This is a genomic window from Streptomyces sp. NPDC055013 (assembly GCF_053608645.1).
The window spans coordinates 24,080-44,964 of record NZ_JBSGVW010000023.1 but is presented as its reverse complement, the minus strand read 5'-3'; the positions used below and the strand labels follow the sequence as shown (position 1 = coordinate 44,964).

Below are 20,885 nucleotides of genomic sequence, written 5' to 3'. Positions count from 1 at the left end.
CGCCTGATCCTCACGGTACGGAGCAGAAAGCCTCTCCGCACCGGAGGTGATGACGTGTCAGGAAGGCGAAGGCTGCTGCGTCGGGCCCGCACAACGGCGGTGTCGGCGGCGACGGCCACGGCGACCGCGACGATCCTCGCGTCGGCAGCCGCATCCTCACCCGCGACCGCGGCGCCCGAGCCCGCCCCCGACCCGCAGGAGCACTCCACCGCACGGCTCCTGACAGGCCTTCAGCGTCTCTACCGCGAGACCGAGAAGGCGACGGAGACCTACAACGCCACCGAGGAAGAGCTCAAGAAGCAGCGCGCCGAGGTCACCCGCCTGGACACCGCCCTGTCCCGCGCCCGCCTCTCCCTGCACGACAGCCGGGACGCGGCCGGCCGCCTGGCCCGCCAGCAGTACCAGAACAGCACCGACATCTCCCCGTACGTGCGCCTGCTCCTGGCCCGCGACCCCCAGCACGCGCTGGACCAGGGCCACGTGATCGGCCTGCTGGCACGCGAGCGTGCAGAAACGGTAGGCCGCCTGACCGGCACGGAACGCAAGGCCGACGAACTGGCCCACCGGGCCCGCAAGGCCTTGGACGACCAACTCGTCCTGGCCGAACGCCAGAAGAAGAACAGGGACGCCGTGCACAAGCGTCTCAAGAAGGTCGAGGAGCTCCTGGCGTCCCTGACCGCCGGCCAGCTCACCGCCCTGGCGGCGTTCGAGAAGAAGAGCATCACCAAAGCCCAGCAGGACCTCATGGCATCCGGCGAGCTGGCCAAGGAGGACCACAAGCCGTCCTCCGAGGCCAACCGTGCGATCCGCTACGCCAGGAAGCAGCTCGGAAAGCCCTACAAGTGGGGCGCGGAGGGCCCGAAGTCATACGACTGCTCGGGCCTGACGTCGGAGGCCTGGGCGCACGCCGGCACCCGCATCCCCCGCACGAGCCAGGAGCAGTGGGCACGGCTCGACCGCATCCCCCTGACCGAACTGCGACCGGGCGACCTGGTGATCTACTTCCCGGACGCCACGCACGTGGCCATGTACGTCGGCAAGGGCAAGGTGATCCAGGCCCCCCGCCCCGGCGAGAAGATCAAGGTCTCCCCGATCGCGTCGAACCCGCTCCTGGGGGCGGTACGTCCCGAGGTCAGGCCCCCGAAACCTCCGCGAGATAAGCCCCGGTCTTCTCCGGCTCGTAAAAGAAGTTCTCAAAGTCGGCCGGATCATTGAACCCGTTGGCGAACCGGTCGGCGACCGGCGGCAACTGCTCGGCCGCGCCGATGAGGTTGAGGATGTGCTCGGGCGGCGGCGCCAGCATCGCGTTCGTCCACTTGGTGACGTGCTGCGCGGTGTCCCAGTAGCGGTCGAAGGTGGCGCGCATCCACGCCTCGTCGAACTCCTTGTCGCCGTGCTCGAGGATCGAGGCGAGGTACGCGGCCGCGCACTTGGACGCGGAGTTGGAGCCCTGCCCGGTGATCGGGTCGTTGGCGACCACGACATCGGCCACGCCCAGCACGAGCCCGCCGCCGGGAAGCTGCCCGACGGGGGTGCGCACGGTCGGCGCGTACCGCCCGCTCAGCGTGCCGCCCGCGTCCGTGAGCTCGACCTTGGTCGCCCGCGCGTACTCCCAGGGCACGTACTTCTCCATGAGTTCCAGGGTCAGGGAGAGGTGCTCCGCCGGGTCCTTCACGCCGTCGAAGGCATCGAGCGGCCCGCCGGGTATGCCCTCCCAGAACAGGATGTCCGCGCGCCCGGAGGTCGTCAGGGTGGGCATGACGAAGAGCTCGCCGACGCCGGGTACGAGGTTGCAGCGGACGCCTTCGGTGTCCGGGTGCTCCGGACGCGGGCCCAGGCCGTGGACGTACGCCACGGCAAGCGCGCGCTGCGGCTCGCTGTACGGGGACCGCTCGGCGTCCCGCCCGAACATCTGGACGAGCTCGCCCTTGCCGGCCGACACCAGCACCAGGTCGTACGTACGGGAGAAGTAGTCGAGGTCGCCGACCGCGGCGCCGTGGATGACCAGCTGGCCGCCGCGCTGCGCGAACGTCTCCATCCAGCCGGCCATCTTCACCCGCTGGTCGACCGACTGCGCGAAGCCGTCGAGGCGCCCCAGCCAGTCGATCGCGCGCGCGGCGGGGCCCTCGCCCCAGGAGCCGGGAGCCGCCACCGAGACGCCGAGCCCCTCGATCTTCGGGGCCTGGGACTCCCAGAAGTTCAGCTGGAGATCGCGCTCGTGCTGGAGTGCCGTGTGGAACATGCACTGCGTGGACATGACCCGGCCGGAGCGGATCTCGTCCGCCGTCCGGTTGGACATCAGGGTGACCTCGTACCCGTTCGACTGGAGTCCGAGGGCTATCTGGAGTCCGGACTGGCCGGCTCCGACGACGAGTATCTTCCGCATCCGGGGTTGTTCTCCTACTCGGGGGTGACGTCCAGCGCGTGGCCGACGAGGGACAGGAGGGTCTCGATGACCGAGATCCGCCGCCGCGCATCCATGATCATTACAGGTATGTGCGCGGGGATCGTCAATGCCTCCCGCACGTCCTCCGGCTCGAACAGATCGCTGCCGTCGAAGTGGTTGACCGCGACGACGTACGGCAGTCCGCAGCTCTCGAAGTAGTCCAGGGCCGGGAAGCAGTCCTTCAGCCGCCGGGTGTCGGCCAGCACGACCGCACCGATCGCGCCGCGCACCAGGTCGTCCCACATGAACCAGAACCGCTGCTGGCCCGGCGTGCCGAACAGGTAGAGCACCAGGTCGTCGTCGAGCGTGATGCGGCCGAAGTCCATGGCCACGGTGGTGGTCAGCTTGCCGGGCGTCGAGGTGAGGTCGTCGGTCTCCTCACTCGCCTCGGTCATCAGCGCCTCGGTCTGCAGGGGCGTGATCTCCGAGACGGCGGTGACCAGCGTGGTCTTGCCGACACCGAAGCCACCGGCCACGACTATCTTCGTGGCTATGGGGGCCCGGGTGCGATCCGTCTGCCAGGGCTGTTCGGGCCCCTCTTGGCCGAGGAGCGGGGAGACACCGCGAGCGGCGTCAGAGACGACGGAGTCCACTCAGCACCCTTTCCAGCAGAGCACGGTCCGGCCGGCCCGTGCCGTGGCCGGTTCCCGTGCCGTACACCCGGATCTTTCCCTGGTCCGCGAGATCGCTGAGGAGCACCCGGACCACGCCGAGCGGCATCTTCAGCAGCGCGGCGATCTCGGCCACCGTGCGCATCCGGCGGCACAGTTCGACGATGGCCCGCAACTCCGGCATCACCCGGGTGTTGAGGGAACCGTTCGTCAGTTCCTTGCGCTCCTGCGGGGCCTCCAGCGCCGCCACGAACGTCTCCACGAGGAGGACGTGGCCGAAGCGGGTACGGCCGCCGGTGAGCGAGTAGGGGCGTACGCGGGCGGCTTTGCGGTCGCCGCCGCGTACGGGGAGTTGCTGCCTGTTCTTCGGGGCGTTGCTCATCGGGTACTCCCTGCCGACGCGGCATCTAGGGATTTCCGTAGCTCGCTGCGGAGTTCGGGGGTGAGGACATGGCCGGCCCGGCCGACGAAGAGCGCCATGTGGTAGGCCACCACGCTCATGTCGCAGTCCGCGGAGCCGTGCACACCGAGCAGCGAGCCGTCGCTGATGGACATCACGAACAGGCTGCCCTCGTCCATCGCGACCATCGTGTGCTTCACGCCGCCGAACTGCATCAGCTTGGCGGCACCGATGGTGAGGCTGCCGATGCCGGAGACGATGGTGGCGAGGTCGGCGGAGGAGCCCCGGGGGCCGGCGGGGCGGTCGGTCCTGGCCTCCCGGGCAGCCTCGTTGCGGGCGTGGTCCGAGGAGAGCAGGAGCAACCCGTCGGAGGAGACCACCGCGACTGACTGGATGCCCGGCACCTCCTCGACCAGATTCGTCAACAACCAATGCAGGTTGCGGGCTTCACTGCTCAGTCCGAAGGTACTGGGCGCGGTCAACTGCTTGCCTCCTCGGCTGTGCCCCCCGTGGCTGCTTCGGTTTCCGTGCTCGGTGCCGGGTTCTGGCCCGTGTGTTCGGCGATCTCCGCCTGTACGTCGCGGTAGCCGGCCGCCGCTCCCTGGCGGAAGCCCCCCAGCCTCCTGCGGAGGGCGTCGGCGTCGACCGTGCCGGTCCGCGGGCGCGGGGCCTGGGCGGGGGCGGTGATCTTCGGAGTGCGCTTGGGGAGGCCCTTGTCGGTGACGGGTTCATCCGCCTCGTCGGGGACGCGTTCGTGCACCGCCTCGGCTTCGCCTTCGGTGGCGTCGTCGGGTGCGGGTGGCCCCTGCGGGGCGTCCTCGCTGTCGGCGGCCGCGGGTTCGACGGCTACCGGTTCGGCCGCTGCCGGCGGTTCCTCCCCCGTCGCCTGCGCCGGGATCAGCAGCTCCATCGTCGTCTCGGCGGGATGCTCGCGCTCCCGCTCGGCCTCGGGTGCCACCGCCCGGCGTACGGGCTCCTCGGCGTCCCCGGTCTCCCGTACGGCCGTGCCGGCGTCGCCGGCTCCCCGTACCGCCCTCTCCGCCAGCGCCACCAGCGGGTCCCCGCCCTTGCCGCGGCCGGGCAGGACGTTGGAGTTGGCCTCCGCGTCGGCGCCCGGGAGGGAGAAGGTGTGGGCACCGGTGTGGTGCGGCGTGTCCGAGGGGACCGCGGCCGGCGGGGCGGCCGCCAGCAGGCCTCCCGGCAGGACCGCGACCGCCGCGACGCCGCCCTGTTTCTGTTCGCGCAGCTGGACGCGGACACCGTGGCGGTGGGCGAGGCGGGCGACGACGTACAGGCCGAGGCCCAGGCCTTCGTCGCCCTCCTGGTCGTAGGAGTTCTCGGGGTCGAAGTCGGCGAGACGGGAGTTCAGGCGGGACATGCGCTCGCCCGTCATGCCGATGCCCTCGTCCTGGACGGAGAGCATCACCTCGCCGCTCTCCAGCAGCCAGCCGGAGATCTCGACGGGCAGGTCGGGCGGGGAGAACGACGTGGCGTTCTCCATCAGCTCGGCCAGCAGGTGGGAGAGGTCGTCGGCCGCGAAGCCCGCCACATGCGCGTGCGGCGGCAACGCGGCGATCCGGACCCGCTCGTACCGCTCGATCTCGCTGACCGCCGCGCGCACGACGTCGACCAGCGGCACCGGTCCGGCGTGCTGCTGGACGTGCTCGGTGCCGGCCAGGACGAGGAGGTTCTCGCTGTGCCGGCGCATGACCGTGGCGAAGTGGTCCAGCTTGAACAGGGTGGCGAGGCGCTCGGGGTCCTGCTCGCGCTCCTCCAGGCCCTCGATGACGGCGAGCTGGCGCTCGACGAGGCCCAGGGTGCGCAGGGCCAGGTTGACGAAGGTGCTGCCGATGCTGTCGCGCAGTCGGTCCAGCTGGGCGGCGGACTCGGCGAGTTCGGTACGCAGCTCCTCGCGGGCGTCGGCCATCTTCTGGCGCTGCCCGACGAGGTGCTTGCGGTCGGATTCCAGGGTGCCGATGCGCTCGTGGAGGGCGAGGGCGTGCGCGTGCAGGGCGTTGACGGAGTCGACGACCTGGGCGAACTCGTCCCTGCGCCCGGTGAACTTGACCGGCTCCTGAGCCGCCGGGTCCTCGGCGTGCGCGAGCCGGGCGGAGCCCAGGCGCAGCACGGCGAGGGGCCGGGTGAGGCTGCGGGCCATGCCCGTGGCGACGCCCACGGCGAGCAGCATCAGGGCGCCGAGGATCGCGATCCGGATCTCCAGCGCGGTGACGTCGTCGTCGCGCAGCTGCTCCAGGGCCTTGGTGCGGCGGTCGTAGAGGGCCGACTCGACGCCGCGCATCATGTCGACGCGGGCGGAGAGGGCGGCCTCGACGCGTCCGGCGTCGGTGGCCAGGTCGCGGTCGGACAGCGTGGCCTGGTCGGTGAGGGCGGCGAGGTACCGCTCGGCGGTGCCGATCTCGGGGCCGGTGACCGTGGAGTCGTACGAGGAGCGTGCGGTCTTCGGGGCGGAGTCGCGGAAGTCGGCGACGGCGGCGTCGGAGCGCAGGCGGGCCTGCTGGGCGGCGGCGCTGAGCGCGGCGCGCTGTTTGGCGTCGGCGTCCGAGGAGGTCTCGCGGGTGGTCGGGACGCCGGTGACCGGGTCGATGACGGTCTCGGTGGTGGTCGGCACGCTCAGCGCGGCGAGCAGCAGCCCCCGGGTGGCGGCGGCCTGCTGCACGGCGGAGTCCAGCTCGGCCAGCGCGTAGGCACCGGAGCCCGCGCGGGGCGGCATCTGTTCGGCCAGCCGCTCGGCGAGCCGGTGCAGTTCGGTGATGGTGGCCGAGTAGGCGTTGTGCGCTTCCAGCGCGGTGCTCTTGCCGGTGAGCGCGCCCCTGCGCAGGGCCCCGATGCCGTCGAGGTCGTCGTGCAGGGAGGCGGGCGCGTCGGGGTCGGCGCGCAGTTCCTCGACCTGCCGGTCGACGCGGGCGCTGCGCTGCTCGCTGGGCGCCTTGGACTTGGGACGGCCGGCGGCGACGTACGTCGTGACCTCGTCGCGCTCGTCCGCCAGGGAGTGCGCGAGAGTGAGCGCGTCCTCGGTCTGCGCGGCGAGGGTCACCAGCTCCTGGGAGTCGTGCAGTTGCCCGGAGGCGGCGACGACCGAGGGGACGCCGGCCCCGGCGATGGCGGCGGCCACGACGGCGACGGCGACGATCAGCCGGTTCCGTACGTGGGTCGAGCGCCCCTTGCCGGCGGGTGTGGCGTCGGTGGTGGTGCCGGGAGTGGGCTGTGCGCCCCCCGCGGAGGCCGTCTTCTTGCCTGAGCGACGTGGCCGCATCTTCTGCACCGGTGCTCGCATTCCTGACTCGTGATACCCATGGGTCCGGATGACGCTCCGTCAACTACCGCCGACCTCGCGTGCACCCCTTCCCCAAGCTCTCGACATTGCTCGAGCTGGGGGTGTCCTCACCGGTCCCCGACCCTCCCAGTGCCGGTGGGCAACGGCCGCGCATCACCTGACCCGCCACCCGAAGGAGTGAACCCCGGAGGAGAGTTGGCGGGCAAGTTCCTCTGGCGCTTGCACCCGCCTTGTACGGCGGGCCGGTTGGACGTCTGGGGCAGGCGGTGGCAGTATTCGCCGCCACGTCTTGCCGGAGCGCTCCATTCCCTCCCAAATCAGACGCCTGACCTGCGCGGCTGCGCCCATTCAGCATCTCCTGCGACCCCTTGGTGACCCTTGTGAAGGGCTCGTGCAGACTGGCCGGATGCGAACTGAGCTTGTTTCGGAGCCCGGCGATCCGGCCCGCCCCAACGAGGACTTCGCGAGTGTCGGCCTTCCCGCCTCGGGACAGGGCGGCGTCCTGGTGGTCCTGGACGGAGTGACCCCACCGAGGGGCGAGACGGGCTGTCTGCATTCCGTCCCCTGGTTCACCGCACGGCTCGGCGGAGCCCTGACCGAACTGACCGTTTCACTCCCTGATGTTCCGCTCGCCGATGTCCTGGCCCGTGCAATCGCGCGTACCGCCGAGGTTCACGCGCAAACCTGTGACCTTTCTCACCCGCGCACCCCACAGGCCACGGTGGTCCTGGCCCGCTGGTCGGCGGACGCGCTGGAGTACCTGATCCTGTCCGACTCGGCCCTCCTGGTGGAGTCGGCCGACGGCGCGATCACCCCGTACCTGGACGACCGCCTGACCCGCCTCCCCCGCGCCTCCCTGGCCACGGACGCCCTGATCGACGCCCATGTCCGCAACAAGGAGGGCGGCTTCTTCACGGTCGCCGCCGATCCGTCGGTGGCGGCGCGGGCGGTGACGGGGGTCCTGCCACGCGGCGAGGTGCGGGCGCTGGCCGCGCTGACGGACGGGGCGACTCGCTGGGTGGAGAAGTTCCGGCAGGGCGACTGGGCAGACTGCTTCACCTACGTACGCAAGGAGGGGGCACAGGGGCTGGTGGACCGGGTACGGGCACTGGAGCGGGCCGACGCGGAGGAGCGAGCGTTCCTCGGGCGCAGCAAGACGCACGACGACGCGACGGTCGTGTACGTGCAGTGGTGAGCGACGGACGCGTTGAGCCGTGAGCGGCGGGCTCCGGGGGCGTGAGTGTCGGAGACGCGGGGTGAGGGCGGCGGGCTCCGGGGGGCGTGAGCGCGGAGACGCGGGGGTGAGGGGGCCGGGCTCGGGGGGCGTAAGCGGCGGAGACGCGGGGGTGAGGGCGCCGGGCCCGGGGCCGGGAGCGACGGGCTCGCGCAGCCATGAACGACAGCCACGCAGAAGCGAGAGCGGCGGACTCGGGACGCCATGAACGACAGCCACGCAGAGGCCAGAGCGACGGGCTCGCGCAGCCATGAACGACAGCCACGCAGAGGCCAGAGCGACGGGCTCGCGCAGCCATGAACGACAGCCACCCGACGGCGGGAGCGTCAGACTCAGGGCGCCGGTGAGAGTCCGCCCCAGGGGGCGAGCGCAACGGACACGCCGAGCCATGAGCGGCAGCCACGCGGGGGCGAGAGCAACGGCCACGCGGGGGCGAGAGCAACGGCCACGCGGGGGCGAGAGCAACGGCCACGCGGGGGCGAGAGCGTTGGAAACGACGGGCATGAGCGACGGACACTCCGAGCCGCGAGCAGCCGGACGCGTGAAGGCGTGAGCGACAGGCACGCCGAGCCGCCAGCGGCAGACGCGTGGGGCGTGGGCGACGGGCTCGCGGGGGGGGCGAGAACGGCGGAGCCCGACGCTCCGCGGGGTCTACTTCTCCATCCCCCGGTTCAGCTGGTTCAGCAACCGCGCCAGCTCCGCGACCTCACGCCGGTCCCAGTGGGAGAGCTGCGCGACATAACGCTCCCGCCGTGCCTCGCGCACCTTGGCGACCCGGCCACGCCCCTCCTCCGTGAGGTGCACCAGCCATGCCCGCCCGTCGGCGGGGTCCGGCTCGCGGGCGACCAGGCCGAGGTCCTCCAGGGCGCGCAGCTGGCGGGACATGGTGGCCTTGCCGACACCGATGTACGCGGCGAGTTCGGTGGCCCGCAGCCGCCCGGACTCATCCAGACGGACCAACAGGCCGTACGCCGCCGACTCCAGGTCCGGATGGACCTCGCGGGCCATCTCGCCCTGCTTGGCCCGGGCGCGCCGGAACAGCACCGTCAACTCGCGTTCCAGATCGAGGAACTCGGGCCGGCCCGGACCGCCACCGGCCACTCCTCCGGCGGAGGCGCCCCCGGGTTCCACTCGCGGCCCGTCGCCGTTTCCGTCTTCGTGCACGTCAGCCCCTGCCTCGAGTTTCCCGGTCCTGAAAGTTTCCGCCGACCGCCGTGATTGCCGCAGCTCCGCCAGTATTTCGCAGGCGTGGACCAACGGCAGCCTCCGGACCCCCTTCCACCTGCTCTTCTGCGCGCCGAGCGGCTGTGCCGGGGCCGCGAACCGGACCACTATTGGCATGCGCACGCCACATACACGCGCGTTTCCCCACCGAGCGTCACCGAGCCTTCGGAGGCACGCTAATGCCCGTGCACAGACCCGAACCGCTCCGCCGCCGGCGCCCGCACCTCGCCGGGCTCCTGCTCGCCGCCGTCCTCTCCCTACTCCTCGCCGCTCACCCCTCTGCCGGCACCGCCTACGACACCCCGCCCCCCGCCACCACTGACGACACCCCGCCCCGCGGCTCTGCCCACATGGGCATGGGTGTCCTGGCCCACGACGGCGAGGAGAGCCTCCCCGCCGATGTCCTGGCCACCCAGACCGAAGGCGTCGACGTCTCCAGTCACCAGGGCGACGTCGCCTGGCCGACGCTGTGGAACAGCGGGGTCAAGTGGGCCTACGTGAAGGCCACCGAGGGGACCTACTACACCAACCCCTACTTCGCCCAGCAGTACAACGGCTCCTACAACGTCGGCATGATCCGCGGCGCGTACCACTTCGCCACCCCGGACACCACCGATGGAGCAACCCAGGCCAACTACTTCGTCGACCACGGCGGCGGCTGGTCCCGCGACGGCAGGACCCTGCCGGGCGCCCTCGACATCGAGTGGAACCCGTACGGCGACGCCTGCTACGGCAAGACCCCGGCCGCGATGGTCACCTGGATCCGCGACTTCGTGACCCGGTACAAGGCCCGCACCGGCCGCGACCCCGTCATCTACACGGCCACCAGTTGGTGGAAGCAGTGCACCGGCAACCACAGCGGCTTCGCCTCCGCCAATCCGCTGTGGATCGCGCGGTACGCCGCCGCCGTGGGTGAACTCCCGGCCGGCTGGAGCTACTACACGATGTGGCAGTACACGTCCTCCGGGCCGACCGTCGGCGACCACAACAGGTTCAACGGAGCGCTGGACAGGCTCCAGGCCCTGGCGAACGGCTGACTCACACCCACATCCGCAACCGCCTGCGGCGAAGGCCCGGGACTCCCGCACGGGAACCCGGGCCTTGCCCATCCGGTCGCGTCCGTCACGCCGCGATCGGAACCTCCGGCGCCGCGCCGTTGGTGGCCGGCGACAGCGCCAGTTCCAGGACCTGGCGGACGTCGGTCACGGCGTGGACGTCGAGCTTGTCCAGCACCTCGGCCGGGACGTCGTCCAGGTCGGCCTCGTTGCGCTTGGGGATGATCACCGTGCTGACCCCGGCGCGGTGTGCCGCCAGCAGCTTCTGCTTCACGCCGCCGATCGGCAGCACCCGGCCCGTCAGCGAGACCTCGCCGGTCATCGCCACGTCCGTGCGGACCAGCCGGCCGGACAGGAGCGATGCCAGCGCCGTCGTCATCGTGATGCCGGCGCTCGGGCCGTCCTTGGGGACCGCGCCCGCCGGGAAGTGGATGTGCACGCCCCGGTCCTTGAGGTCGGCGACCGGTAGCTCCAGTTCCGCGCCGCGCGAGCGGAGGAAGGACAGGGCGATCTGTGCACTCTCCTTCATCACGTCACCCAGCTGGCCGGTCAGCGTCAGACCCGCCGCGCCCGTCTCCGGGTCGGCCAGCGACGCCTCGACGAACAGGACGTCACCGCCCGCGCCCGTCACCGCCAGCCCGGTCGCCACGCCCGGCACGGCCGTACGGCGCTCCGCCGGGTCCTGGGCGGACTCGGGTACGTGATGCGGCCGGCCGATCAGGCCGCGCAGGTCGCCGTCCTCGACGGTGAACGGCAACTCCCGCTCGCCCAGTTCATGCTGTGCCGCCACCTTGCGCAGCAGCCTCGCGATGGACCGCTCCAGGGTGCGGACGCCCGCCTCGCGCGTGTACTCGCCGGCGAGCTTGCGCAGGGCGCCCTCGTCGATGGCGACCTCGTCCTTGTTCAGGCCCGCCCGCTCCAGCTGGCGCGGGAGCAGGTGGTCACGCGCGATGACGATCTTCTCGTCCTCGGTGTAGCCGTCGAGGCGGACCAGCTCCATACGGTCGAGCAGGGCCTCCGGGATGGCCTCCAGGACGTTGGCGGTGGCGAGGAAGACCACGTCCGACAGGTCCAGTTCCACTTCCAGGTAGTGGTCGCGGAAGGTGTGGTTCTGGGCCGGGTCCAGGACCTCCAGCAGGGCGGCCGCCGGGTCGCCCCGGAAGTCGGACCCCACCTTGTCGATCTCGTCCAGCAGCACCACCGGGTTCATCGACCCGGCCTCCTTGATGGCCCGCACGATCCGGCCGGGCAGCGCGCCGACGTACGTACGCCGGTGACCGCGGATCTCCGCCTCGTCCCGTACGCCGCCGAGGGCGACGCGGACGAACTTGCGGCCCATGGCGTGCGCGACGGATTCGCCGAGTGAGGTCTTTCCGACGCCGGGCGGGCCGACCAGCGCCAGCACGGCACCGCCACGCCGGCCGCCGACGACACCCAGGCCGCGGTCGGTACGGCGCTTGCGCACCGCGAGGTACTCGGTGATGCGCTCCTTCACGTCCTCCAGACCGGCGTGCTCGGCGTCCAGGATCGCCTGGGCCCCCTGGATGTCGTACGCGTCCTCGGTCCGCTCGTTCCACGGCAGTTCGAGCACGGTGTCGAGCCAGGTCCGGATCCACGACCCCTCGGGCGACTGGTCGGAGGAGCGCTCCAGCTTGTCGACCTCCTTGAGCGCGGCCTCGCGGACGTTCTCGGGGAGGTCGGCGGCCTCTACGCGGGCGCGGTAGTCGTCGGACTCCTCGCCGTCCTGCTCGCCGTTGATCTCACGCAGTTCCTTGCGTACGGCCTCCAGCTGACGCCGGAGCAGGAACTCGCGCTGCTGCTTGTCGACGCCCTCCTGGACGTCCTTGGCGATGGTCTCGGCGACGTCCTGCTCGGCGAGGTGGTCGCGCAGTTGCTGAGTGGCGAGCTTGAGGCGGGCGACCGGGTCGGCGGTCTCCAGGAGCTCCACCTTCTGCTCGGTGCTCAGGAAGGGCGAGTAACCGGAGTTGTCGGCGAGGGCGGAGACGTCGTCGATGGCCTGGACGCGGTCGACGACCTGCCAGGCGCCGCGCTTGCGCAGCCAGGCGGTGGCGAGGGCCTTGTACTCCTTCACCAGGTCGGTGACCTGTCCGGGCAGCGGCTCGGGCACGGTCTCGTCGAGGCGGGTCCCCTCGACCCACAGTGCCGCACCCGGTCCGGTCGTCCCGGCGCCGATCTTCACACGGCCGCGACCGCGGATCAGGGCGCCCGGGTCGCCGTCGGCCAGCCGGCCGACCTGCTCGACGGTGCCGAGCACACCGGTGCTCGCGTACGTCCCGTCGATGCGTGGCACCAGGAGCACCCGTGGCTTCCCTGGCTGTGACCTCGCGGCGGCCTGAGCGGCCTCCACCGCGGCGCGCACGTCGGCGTCGTTCAGGTCCAGCGGGACCACCATTCCGGGCAGCACCACCTCGTCGTCGAGCGGCAGCACGGGCAGGGTGAGCGATGTGGACGTCGAAGCCATGATCTCCCCTTCGGCAGTCAAGTTGAGTTATGCCGACTCAATGCACGGGACGCTTCGAATGTTCCCCGGCCTCCGTTCGCTGTGAGCGATCAGTTACGCCACTGGCCGTGACCTCGACTTCTGTAGGTGAACGGTGACCGGGGCCTGATCCTTCCCGCACCGTCTCCGGCCTCGTCAGCGGCCTGTGTGCGCTCGGCATGCGCGGCGCCGAGCCGGACCGGCTCATGACGCCGGGGCTGGGCGAACCCGGCCGGGCGGCGGGGCCGGGGTGTCCACCGCGCGCCGGTGGCGAACCGCGCGTGAGGCCGCCCGAGGCCGGCCGGCTCCGCCGGGTACCACCCGCGCACGACCGGCCACATCGCGATCCCGATGGCCAGGGCGATCAGATGGCCCCAATTGGTCAGCGGGTCCGTGAGATCGACGAGGTCCTGGATCAGCATCCCGCCGAACAGCGCCGGCACCGGCCACCGCAGCCACGGCTGCAGCAGCCCGCTCAGCGCGCCGACGCCCGTGGCGACGCCGAAGCTGACGCCGTAGTCGAGACGGTGCAGCGAGCTGTCGGGAAGGTGGCCGACCAGTACGGCGAGCCCCACCGGGACCTCGGTGGCGAGGGTGGCCAGGACGTGCCCGGTCAGGAAGACGACGGCCGTGCGCATGCCGCCGATCCGTCGCTCCAGCGCGGTGAGCACCAACAGGAAGGCAAGCGTGTACGGCGCCACGAACCCGCCCGCGATCCACAGCGCGCTGGCGAGCAGCACCGTCACGGGCGTGCCCACGAGGTGCGCCACGTCGGTGCTGGAGCCCTGGTGCAGGGCGTGGACGAGGGCGGGGTCGGCATACGTGGTGACGAGCGAGGTGCCGGCCAGTACGGCGGCGTAGGCGAAGGTGAACGGTGTGCCGGTGGGTGTGGGGAGCAGACGCCAGGGGCGGGCATGGCGGGGCAGGGACGCGGAGGCTTCAGAGGGGCTCGGCGCGGTCGTCGCCGTCGCGCCCAGTGGTCCGCGCTGCCGCGGCATCCCGTCCAGCAGCTCGCCAACCTCGGGCAGGCCCGCCGCACCGGGCACGGGAGCCGAGCCCGGCACGCCCCCGGCCGCAGTCCGTTCCAAGGTGAGGCGCCCCTTCCGTTTCCCCCACCCTTCGCCCGCACCCCACCCCCGTCTGTGACCGGCGCCACAACGAGGCCGATTCTCAGCAACCTCTCAACAAGGCCCCGGAAAGCGTTCAGCCCACCCGCGGGCCTGCCAGGATGGCCCGATGCCCACTTCGTACGACATCCCCGAAGTCCTGGACCGTCGCGAGGGCCCGCACGGGGAGGTCGTGCTGCGGCGGCACGGTGAGCTGCTCCAGATCATCGCGAACGGCTGCTTCCTGATGGACACCTCCGACGGCCGCTCGGAACGGCTGCTCGTCGACGCGGCACTCGGCGCGCTGGACGGCCGGCCGGAGCCCCATCTGCTGATCGGCGGGCTCGGAGTGGGGTTCTCGCTCGCACATGCCGCCGCCGATCCCCGCCCGGGACGGATCACCGTCGTGGAGCGCGAGAGCGCGATTATCGGCTGGCATCTTGACGGACCCTTGTCGCACTTCTCGGCCCGCGCCCTGGACGATCCGCGCACCGGGATTCTGGAAACGGATCTCGTGGCGCACGTACATGAGACTTCCGCCACGTATGACGCCCTGTGCCTCGACATCGACAACGGGCCCGGTTGGACTGTCACCGAGGGCAACGACAGCCTCTACTCACCGGCCGGACTGGCAGGCTGCGCAGGGGCGTTGAGGCCCGGCGGGGTGCTTGCCGTATGGTCCGCCCGGCCATCTCCGGAATTCGAAGAAACCTTGCGTAATGCCGGATTCCAACAGGTGCGTACCGAAGAGATCCCCGTTGCCCGGGGCGTTCCGGACGTCGTACACCTCGCCGTACGACCTGGATAGCCGTGGCGCGGTGACTCCCCGTACTCTGCTCACCTGACGCGGATCATTCAAGCGTCAATCGCAAGCATGAGCAGGCATAGCCAGTCAGCGGGATCACCCCACGGATTCCGGAAAGCAACTTTGGGGCGGGCGATGGAGCAGACACACACCTCCCACAACGGCACGGCGGCGACCCCGGGCGCGCAGCGCCGGGTCCTCGTGGTCGAGGACGATCCGACCATCGTGGACGCCATCGCGGCCCGCCTGCGTGCCGAGGGATTCCTCGTACAGACGGCCGGCGACGGTCCGGCGGCGGTCGACACGGCCGAGGCGTGGCAGCCCGACCTGCTGATCCTCGACATCATGCTGCCGGGCTTCGACGGTCTGGAAGTCTGCCGCCGGGTGCAGGCCCAGCGGCCGGTGCCGGTGATGATGCTGACCGCCCGGGACGACGAGACCGACATGCTGGTCGGGCTCGGCGTGGGCGCCGACGACTACATGACCAAGCCGTTCTCCATGCGGGAGCTGGCGGCACGCGTGCATGTGCTGCTGCGCCGCGTCGAGCGGGCCGCGCTGGCCGCCACGACCCCGCGGTCGGGCATCCTGCGGCTCGGTGAGCTGGAGATCGACCACGCGCAGCGGCGGGTGCGGGTGCGCAGTGAGGATGTTCACCTCACGCCCACCGAGTTCGACCTCCTGGTGTGCCTGGCGAACACCCCGCGCGCGGTGCTCTCTCGCGAGCAGCTGCTCGCCGAGGTGTGGGACTGGGCGGACGCCTCCGGCACCCGCACGGTCGACAGCCACATCAAGGCGCTGCGCCGGAAGATCGGCGCCGAGCGGATCCGTACGGTGCACGGCGTGGGCTACGCCCTGGAGACGCCGACGCCATGAGCGACGGACCGGCCGCGCGGAGAGGCCCCGGGGAGCCCTGGGGCGGCGTACGTCCGTTCTCGATCAAGACCAAGCTGGGCGCGCTGGTCATCATCGCGGTGCTGATCACCACCGGCCTGTCGATGATCGCGGTGCGCACGCAGACGGAGCTGCGCTTCATCACGGTCTTCTCGATGATCGCCACACTGCTCATTACGCAGTTCGTGGCCCATTCGCTCACCGCGCCGCTGGACGAGATGAACACGGTGGCCCGGTCCATCTCGCACGGCGACTACACCCGCCGGGTGCGTGAGAACCGCCGCGACGAGCTGGGCGACCTGGCCGGGACGATCAACCTCATGGCCGACGAGCTGGAGGCTCAGGACCAGCAGCGCAAGGAGCTGGTGGCGAACGTCTCGCACGAGCTGCGCACCCCGATCGCGGGCCTGCGGGCCGTCCTGGAGAACGTGGTCGACGGCATCGCCGAGGCCGACCCCGAGACCATGCGCACCGCGCTGAAGCAGACCGAGCGGCTCGGCCGGCTCGTGGAGACGCTTCTGGACCTGTCCCGCCTGGACAACGGCGTCGTACCGCTGCACATGCGGCGCTTCGAGGTGTGGCCGTACCTGTCCGGCGTGCTGAAGGAGGCCAACATGGTGTCCTCCGCGCGCGGGGGCATGGCGTCCGGCTCCGGCAGCCACACCCGTACGGACGTCCATCTGCACCTCGACGTCTCCCCGCCGGAGCTGACGGCGCACGCCGACCCCGAGCGCATCCACCAGGTCGTCGCCAACCTCATCGACAACGCGATCAAGCACAGCCCGCCGCACGGCCGCGTGACGGTCAAGGCGCGGCGCGGGGTGCAGCCGGAGTCGCTGGTGCTGGAGGTCCTGGACGAGGGGCCGGGGATTCCGAAAGCGGACTGGCACAAGGTCTTCGAGCGCTTCAACCGCGGCGCCGTCCGCCGGCCGCACGGGCCGGGCAGCGACGGCGGTACGGGTCTGGGTCTGGCGATCGCACGCTGGGCCGTCGATCTGCACGGCGGCCGGATCGGGGTGGCCGAATCCGAGCGGGGTTGCCGGATTCTTGTCACACTTCCCGGGCAGCCTTCCGTACCAAGTTGACGTAAAGTTCGAAGCGGAGCAACAAGATCCACGTGCGTCCTGCCTGACGGACACGTGTGATCAGGTACGGACCTGCGCTTTCGGCGCGCCAGGTCGGGATCTCGTCGTCCCCTGTGCGGTCACCCGAAGCGGAACCTCGCTTGTTTCCCGCCATTTCCAGGCCCGAAACACGCTTTCCGATGTGACTTACACGACGATGACCTTGCTCAGCCTGACCTTCTCGGCCATGGAGGCGTAGCCTTTATTCCCGCTGTCCATCACCTTGTGAAGCGGAAGAGGGCGGTTGCCGCCGTGTCGCCACAGTCCCCCAGTAACTCGAGCATCTCGACCGACACCGACCAAGCGGGCAAGAACCCCGCGGCCGCGTTCGGGCCGAACGAGTGGCTCGTCGACGAGATCTATCAGCAGTACCTCCAGGACCCGAATTCGGTAGACCGTGCCTGGTGGGACTTCTTCGCCGACTACAAGCCGGGAGCGCCTGCCGCCTCGGCTCCGGCGGGTACCGCGGCCGCGGGGGCCGCGGGAACCACCAGCACGGCTCCGGCGGCCCCCGCCGCCCCGGCTCCGGCCGCCCCGTCGGTCCCCGCGCCGGCCCCCGCGGCCCCGAAGCCCGCTGCCGCCGCGCCCGCCGCTGCGGCCCCGGCTCCGGCTGCGTCGAAGCCTGCCGCGCCCGCCCCGGCCGCGAAGCCCGCTCAGCCGAAGAAGGCCGAGCCCGCCGCCACTGCGCCCGACGGTCCCGAATACGTGACGCTGCGCGGCCCGTCCGCCGCGGTCGCGAAGAACATGAACGCCTCGCTGGAGCTGCCGACCGCCACCTCGGTCCGCGCGGTCCCGGTGAAGCTGCTCTTCGACAACCGCATCGTCATCAACAACCACCTGAAGCGCGCCCGGGGCGGGAAGATCTCCTTCACGCACCTGATCGGCTACGCGATGGTGCAGGCCATCAAGGCCATGCCGTCGATGAACTACGCGTTCGGCGAGAAGGACGGCAAGCCGACGCTGATCAAGCCGGCGCACGTCAACCTCGGCCTCGCCATCGACCTGGTCAAGCCGAACGGCGACCGCCAGCTGGTCGTCGCGGCGATCAAGAAGGCCGAGACGCTGAACTTCTTCGAGTTCTGGCAGGCCTACGAGGACATCGTCCGCCGCGCCCGCGACGGCAAGCTGACGATGGACGACTTCTCCGGCGTCACGGTCTCCCTGACCAACCCGGGCGGCCTCGGCACGGTCCACTCCGTGCCGCGTCTGATGCCCGGCCAGTCGGTGATCATGGGCGTCGGCTCCATGGACTACCCGGCGGAGTTCCAGGGCACCTCCCAGGACACCCTGAACAAGCTCGGCATCTCGAAGGTCATGACGCTCACGTCGACCTACGACCACCGGGTCATCCAGGGCGCCGCCTCCGGCGAGTTCCTCCGCCAGGTCGCGAACCTGCTGCTCGGCGAGAACAGCTTCTACGACGAGATCTTCGAGTCGCTGCGCATCCCCTACGAGCCGGTCCGCTGGCTCAAGGACATCGACGCCAGCCACGACGACGACGTCACGAAGGCCGCCCGCGTCTTCGAGCTGATTCACTCCTACCGGGTCCGCGGCCACGTCATGGCCGACACCGACCCGCTGGAGTACCAGCAGCGCAAGCACCCCGACCTGGACATCACCGAGCACGGCCTCACGCTCTGGGACCTGGAGCGCGAGTTCGCGGTCGGCGGCTTCTCCGGCAAGTCCCTGATGAAGCTGCGCGACATCCTCGGCGTGCTGCGCGACTCGTACTGCCGCACCACCGGCATCGAGTTCATGCACATCCAGGACCCCAAGCAGCGCAAGTGGATCCAGGACCGCATCGAGCGCCCGCACACCAAGCCGGAGCGCGAGGAGCAGCTGCGCATCCTGCGCCGGCTGAACGCGGCGGAGGCCTTCGAGACCTTCCTGCAGACGAAGTACGTCGGCCAGAAGCGCTTCAGCCTGGAGGGCGGCGAGTCCGTCATCCCGCTGCTGGACGCGGTCCTCGACTCGGCCGCCGAGTCGCGGCTGGACGAGGTCGTCATCGGCATGGCCCACCGCGGCCGGCTGAACGTGCTCGCGAACATCGTCGGCAAGTCGTACGCGCAGATCTTCCGCGAGTTCGAGGGCAACCTCGACCCGAAGTCGATGCACGGCTCCGGCGACGTGAAGTACCACCTGGGCGCCGAGGGCACCTTCACGGGCCTGGACGGCGAGCAGATCAAGGTCTCGCTCACCGCCAACCCCTCCCACCTCGAGGCGGTCGACCCGGTCCTGGAAGGCGTCGCGCGCGCCAAGCAGGACATCATCAACAAGGGCGGCACGGACTTCACCGTCCTGCCCGTCGCCCTGCACGGTGACGCGGCCTTCGCGGGCCAGGGCGTCGTGGCCGAGACGCTCAACATGTCGCAGCTGCGCGGCTACCGCACCGGCGGCACGGTCCACATCGTCATCAACAACCAGGTCGGCTTCACGGCGGCGCCCGAGTCCTCGCGCTCCTCCATGTACTCGACCGACGTGGCCCGGATGATCGAGGCCCCGATCTTCCACGTCAACGGCGACGACCCCGAGGCGGTCGTCCGCGTTGCCCGCCTGGCCTTCGAGTTCCGCCAGGCGTTCAACAAGGACGTCGTGATCGACCTCATCTGCTACCGCCGCCGCGGTCACAACGAGTCGGACAACCCGGCCTTCACCCAGCCGCTGATGTACGACCTGATCGACAAGAAGCGCTCGGTGCGCAAGCTCTACACCGAGTCCCTCATCGGTCGCGGCGACATCACCCTGGAAGAGGCCGAGCAGGCCCTGCAGGACTACCAGGGCCAGCTGGAGAAGGTCTTCACGGAGGTCCGCGAGGCCACCTCGCAGCCGGCCGTCGCTGAGCCCTCCGACCCGCAGGCCGAGTTCCCGGTGGCCGTCAACACGGCGATCACCACGGAGACCGTCAAGCGGATCGCCGAGTCCCAGGTCAACATCCCCGACCACATCACCGTCCACCCGCGTCTGCTGCCGCAGCTGCAGCGCCGGGCGTCGATGGTCGAGGACGGCACCATCGACTGGGGCATGGGCGAGACCCTCGCGGTCGGCTCCCTCCTGCTGGACGGCGTCCCGGTCCGGCTGGCCGGCCAGGACTCGCAGCGCGGTACCTTCGGCCAGCGTCACGCGGTGATCATCGACCGCGAGACGGGCGAGGAGTACACACCGCTGCAGTACCTCTCCGAGGACCAGGCGCGGCTGAACGTCTACAACTCCCTGCTGTCCGAGTACGCGGCCATGGGCTTCGAGTACGGCTACTCGCTGGCCCGCCCGGACGCGCTCGTCATGTGGGAGGCCCAGTTCGGCGACTTCGTCAACGGCGCCCAGACGGTCGTGGACGAGTTCATCTCGTCGGCGGAGCAGAAGTGGGCGCAGACGTCCGGCGTGGTTCTGCTCCTCCCCCACGGCTACGAGGGCCAGGGCCCGGACCACTCGTCCGCCCGCCCGGAGCGCTTCCTCCAGCTGTGCGCGCAGAACAACATGACGGTCGCGATGCCGACGTCCCCGTCGAACTACTTCCACCTCCTGCGGTGGCAGTCGCACAACCCGCACCACAAGCCGCTGGTCGTCTTCACCCCGAAGTCGATGCTGCGTCTGAAGGCCGCCGCCTCCAAGGCGGAGGAGTTCACGACCGGGCAGTTCAAGCCGGTCATCGGCGACGCGTCGGTCGACCCGGCCGCGGTCAAGAAGGTCGTCTTCTGCGCCGGCAAGGTCTACTACGACATCGAGGCCGAGCGGAAGAAGCGCGGCGTCACGGACACGGCGATCATCCGCATCGAGCGCCTGTACCCGCTGCCGGGTACCGAGCTCCAGGCCGAGATCGCCAAGTACCCGAACGCCGAGAAGTACCTGTGGGCCCAGGAGGAGCCGGCGAACCAGGGTGCGTGGCCGTTCATCGCGCTCAACCTGATCGACCACCTGGACCTCGCGGTCGGCGCCGACGTCCCGCACGGCGAGCGCCTGCGCCGCATCTCGCGTCCGCACGGCTCGTCCCCGGCCGTCGGTTCCGCCAAGCGGCACCAGGCCGAGCAGGAGCAGCTGGTGCGTGAGGTGTTCGAGGCCTGAGCCCCGGAGGCCCGGCCCTCTGCACGGGTCCGATCGGAAGGCCCGGCTCCGAGTCCATGTGACTCGGGGCCGGGCCTTCCGGCGTTTACGGTCAACTCGCCTGCCGTGCGACTAGATTGAGGGGCGGACACGCTG

At 70.7% G+C, this 20,885-nt stretch carries 14 protein-coding genes and 1 pseudogene; 7 read left to right on the top strand and 8 right to left on the bottom strand.

Translation table 11 applies throughout. The features are described 5' to 3' along the window. Positions 1–54: 54 nt before the first annotated feature. Positions 55–1,215, top strand: coding sequence for a C40 family peptidase (locus ACWGDB_RS25840; RefSeq protein ID WP_453824588.1), 1,161 nt, complete (start codon positions 55–57; stop codon positions 1,213–1,215). Here the strand turns inward: ACWGDB_RS25840 and ACWGDB_RS25835 are convergent. Genes ACWGDB_RS25835 through ACWGDB_RS25815 form a run of 5 tightly spaced genes read right to left on the bottom strand, consistent with a single transcriptional unit; the run spans position 1,133 to position 6,752 of the window. Further along, a complete protein-coding gene (locus tag ACWGDB_RS25835; RefSeq protein ID WP_453824587.1) occupies positions 1,133–2,386 on the bottom strand; it encodes a styrene monooxygenase/indole monooxygenase family protein in 1,254 nt (417 codons plus the stop codon). The two genes, ACWGDB_RS25840 and ACWGDB_RS25835, sit on opposite strands and share 83 nt — an antisense overlap. A 14-nt stretch (positions 2,387–2,400) precedes the next feature. Next, positions 2,401–3,039: a GTP-binding protein gene (locus tag ACWGDB_RS25830; RefSeq protein WP_369273376.1), complete on the bottom strand. Its 639-nt coding sequence runs from the start codon at positions 3,037–3,039 to the stop codon at positions 2,401–2,403. Beyond that, complete coding sequence (locus ACWGDB_RS25825) at positions 3,020–3,439, bottom strand: DUF742 domain-containing protein (protein WP_363035412.1); 420 nt, start codon at positions 3,437–3,439, stop codon at positions 3,020–3,022. The genes ACWGDB_RS25830 and ACWGDB_RS25825 overlap by 20 nt, the downstream gene beginning before the upstream one ends. Beyond that, on the bottom strand, positions 3,436–3,939 hold the full coding sequence (locus ACWGDB_RS25820) for a roadblock/LC7 domain-containing protein (protein ID WP_453824586.1): 504 nt from the start codon (positions 3,937–3,939) through the stop codon (positions 3,436–3,438). The genes ACWGDB_RS25825 and ACWGDB_RS25820 overlap by 4 nt, the downstream gene beginning before the upstream one ends. Continuing rightward, complete coding sequence (locus tag ACWGDB_RS25815) at positions 3,936–6,752, bottom strand: sensor histidine kinase (protein ID WP_453824585.1); 2,817 nt, start codon at positions 6,750–6,752, stop codon at positions 3,936–3,938. Before ACWGDB_RS25815 ends, ACWGDB_RS25820 begins: the two co-directional genes overlap by 4 nt. 406 nt (positions 6,753–7,158) lie before the next feature. Here ACWGDB_RS25815 and ACWGDB_RS25810 point away from each other — a divergent pair, with 406 nt between their 5' ends. Further along, positions 7,159–7,947, top strand: a complete 789-nt coding sequence (locus tag ACWGDB_RS25810; RefSeq protein WP_453824584.1) for a protein phosphatase 2C domain-containing protein — start codon at positions 7,159–7,161, stop codon at positions 7,945–7,947. Positions 7,948–8,637: 690 nt separating this feature from the next. Here the strand turns inward: ACWGDB_RS25810 and ACWGDB_RS25805 are convergent. Beyond that, a complete protein-coding gene (locus ACWGDB_RS25805) occupies positions 8,638–9,150 on the bottom strand; it encodes a MarR family winged helix-turn-helix transcriptional regulator (protein ID WP_427839960.1) in 513 nt (170 codons plus the stop codon). 239 nt (positions 9,151–9,389) lie between these two features. On the opposite strand from ACWGDB_RS25805, the gene ACWGDB_RS25800 reads away from it, so the two are divergent. Continuing rightward, positions 9,390–10,247: a lysozyme gene (locus ACWGDB_RS25800; RefSeq protein ID WP_453824583.1), complete on the top strand. Its 858-nt coding sequence runs from the start codon at positions 9,390–9,392 to the stop codon at positions 10,245–10,247. A gap of 85 nt (positions 10,248–10,332) precedes the next feature. Here ACWGDB_RS25800 and lon read toward each other — a convergent pair whose 3' ends face one another. Together lon and ACWGDB_RS25790 are read right to left on the bottom strand one after the other, a co-directional pair. Beyond that, positions 10,333–12,747: an endopeptidase La gene (gene lon / locus ACWGDB_RS25795; protein WP_453824582.1), complete on the bottom strand. Its 2,415-nt coding sequence runs from the start codon at positions 12,745–12,747 to the stop codon at positions 10,333–10,335. 308 nt (positions 12,748–13,055) lie between these two features. Beyond that, positions 13,056–13,853: pseudogene (locus tag ACWGDB_RS25790) on the bottom strand (rhomboid-like protein); the annotation flags it as partial. 148 nt (positions 13,854–14,001) lie between these two features. Between ACWGDB_RS25790 and ACWGDB_RS25785 the strand changes: the two are divergent. The 4 genes from ACWGDB_RS25785 to ACWGDB_RS25770 all read left to right on the top strand — a co-directional run bounded on the left by ACWGDB_RS25785 (position 14,002) and on the right by ACWGDB_RS25770 (position 20,750). Continuing rightward, entirely contained in the window at positions 14,002–14,679 is a 678-nt protein-coding gene (locus ACWGDB_RS25785; protein ID WP_453824581.1) for a spermidine synthase, read from the top strand. Positions 14,680–14,811: 132 nt separating this feature from the next. Further along, positions 14,812–15,549, top strand: coding sequence for a response regulator transcription factor (locus ACWGDB_RS25780; RefSeq protein WP_030956984.1), 738 nt, complete (start codon positions 14,812–14,814; stop codon positions 15,547–15,549). Further along, a complete protein-coding gene (locus ACWGDB_RS25775) occupies positions 15,546–16,652 on the top strand; it encodes a sensor histidine kinase (protein WP_383602795.1) in 1,107 nt (368 codons plus the stop codon). Before ACWGDB_RS25780 ends, ACWGDB_RS25775 begins: the two co-directional genes overlap by 4 nt. A gap of 291 nt (positions 16,653–16,943) precedes the next feature. Then, positions 16,944–20,750 (top strand): multifunctional oxoglutarate decarboxylase/oxoglutarate dehydrogenase thiamine pyrophosphate-binding subunit/dihydrolipoyllysine-residue succinyltransferase subunit, encoded by a 3,807-nt coding sequence (locus ACWGDB_RS25770; protein ID WP_453824580.1) that lies wholly within the window; start codon positions 16,944–16,946, stop codon positions 20,748–20,750. Positions 20,751–20,885: the final 135 nt, after the last annotated feature.

Coding starts and splice junctions, on each gene's coding strand:
- ACWGDB_RS25835 (WP_453824587.1), bottom strand. CDS start 2,386: ATGCGGAAGATACTCGTCGTCGGAGCCGGCCAGTCCGGACTCCAGATA.
- ACWGDB_RS25825 (WP_363035412.1), bottom strand. CDS start 3,439: ATGAGCAACGCCCCGAAGAACAGGCAGCAACTCCCCGTACGCGGCGGC.
- ACWGDB_RS25815 (WP_453824585.1), bottom strand. CDS start 6,752: ATGCGAGCACCGGTGCAGAAGATGCGGCCACGTCGCTCAGGCAAGAAG.
- ACWGDB_RS25810 (WP_453824584.1), top strand. CDS start 7,159: ATGCGAACTGAGCTTGTTTCGGAGCCCGGCGATCCGGCCCGCCCCAAC.
- ACWGDB_RS25800 (WP_453824583.1), top strand. CDS start 9,390: ATGCCCGTGCACAGACCCGAACCGCTCCGCCGCCGGCGCCCGCACCTC.
- lon (WP_453824582.1), bottom strand. CDS start 12,747: ATGGCTTCGACGTCCACATCGCTCACCCTGCCCGTGCTGCCGCTCGAC.
- ACWGDB_RS25785 (WP_453824581.1), top strand. CDS start 14,002: ATGCCCACTTCGTACGACATCCCCGAAGTCCTGGACCGTCGCGAGGGC.
- ACWGDB_RS25780 (WP_030956984.1), top strand. CDS start 14,812: ATGGAGCAGACACACACCTCCCACAACGGCACGGCGGCGACCCCGGGC.
- ACWGDB_RS25775 (WP_383602795.1), top strand. CDS start 15,546: ATGAGCGACGGACCGGCCGCGCGGAGAGGCCCCGGGGAGCCCTGGGGC.